The 1,504-nt window shown below is 46.0% G+C and carries 1 protein-coding gene; it reads right to left on the bottom strand.

Annotated elements, in window-relative coordinates:
• The coding region (locus VIP81_RS12025) for a RagB/SusD family nutrient uptake outer membrane protein (RefSeq protein ID WP_331960459.1) at positions 1 to 1,504 on the bottom strand (1,504 nt) is incomplete at both ends.

Raw genomic sequence — 1,504 nt, 5'->3', positions numbered from 1 at the left:
AAATTCTGTATCAGTTCCCGGTCATTATCCACATCATCAGAAGGGATAGGGAAAAGATAATGCCGTTTGCTGAATATGCGGGTTTCAAAAGGCACTACTTTTAAGAAATCAGGTAAGTCGGCGTTGATATTTAAACCATAGACAGGTCCGTTCTCTGTTTGCTCTGCAATTTTCCAACGGCGCACATCAAAGAAACGATTATTTTCAAAAGCCAGTTCCACACGGCGCTCTTTGCGGATGGCTTCCCGCATGGCTACCTGTCCTGCCGGTGCAGGCAACTCCGCCGATCCATACAAGGGAATACCTGCTCTCTCCCTGATCAGGTTAATATACTTCAACGCTTCACTGCTACCCGGATCAGATTCATTCACACACTCTGCATAGCTCAGGTAAATTTCTGCAAGGCGGATCAGCATCAATGTACGACCACCTACATCCCATTTGTCCAGTCCCATCGCTTTACGTACAATATAACCGGTAGGTGAATAATCATTACCACCTGTTTTTTTACCGGAGTTACCGGTACTGTATAAACGGGTAATCAGGTCGGGATAATTTCTGTTGAGCCAGTGACTGCCATCATAGGTAATATTTACATAAAACCTGGGCTCACGGCCTACCCACTGATTGTAAATGCTGGCGCTGACTTTATCGTTTGGCGCCGTAAAATTTGAATACCCTGTGGTTACATATCCCGAAAGCGGATCGTCAATACTGCGACCATTTTTTGTAAAAAAGGCATCGACCATATTCTGCGTGGCGCCCAAACCACCACTGCCTCTCACATCTCTCGAATTCTCACCGCTATGATAAGGCGTCATCTCATACTGACGGGAGTTCAGGGAATTATCCGGGCGGGCAAAAATCACTTCTTCATTCCAGTCGTTCAGCAACACATCGCGACAATCAAGATAAGCGTTCTTCTCATTGTTAGCATACGTTCTGGTATATAATTTATAAGTCCCCGGTACAAATTCGTCCAGGAAAGCCTTATAAGCGGCGGTCGCATCTTTCCATTTCTGCGGATCTACCGACTGCCCAATCAATTGTTTACCATCTTTATTTTTCAATGCTGCCATATCGGTATTCCCGTTAAACAACGGACTGGCGCCATACATCATCGCATTGGCCCTGAAAGCCAGCGCGATGCCTTTGGTGATATGACCTACTGTAGTAGAAGAATATTCCTTTGGTAACACGGCGGCGGCTTTCAGCAATTCATCGCTCACATAGTTCACGCATTCTTCAAATGAATTACGCGGAATTTGCAGCGTAGTATCTACCGGTACCGGCTTTTCTCCCATCAGTACAACGGGGCCGTATATACGCATCAGGTAAAAATAATACATGGCACGCAGCGCTCTTGCCTGCGCCTTGGCCTGCTCTTTCAGATCCGGGCTTAAATCTGTGATTTTATCTGCGTTATCAATAAATACACTGGCGGCCCTGATACCTTTGTAAAAGTTTCTCCAGTAGTCGCCTACAAAACCAGACTTGGCATCCC

Origin of the sequence: Chitinophaga sp. (assembly GCF_036566945.1) — a bacterium.
Lineage (GTDB): Bacteria > Bacteroidota > Bacteroidia > Chitinophagales > Chitinophagaceae > Chitinophaga.
This window is presented reverse-complemented; position numbering and strand designations above follow the sequence as displayed.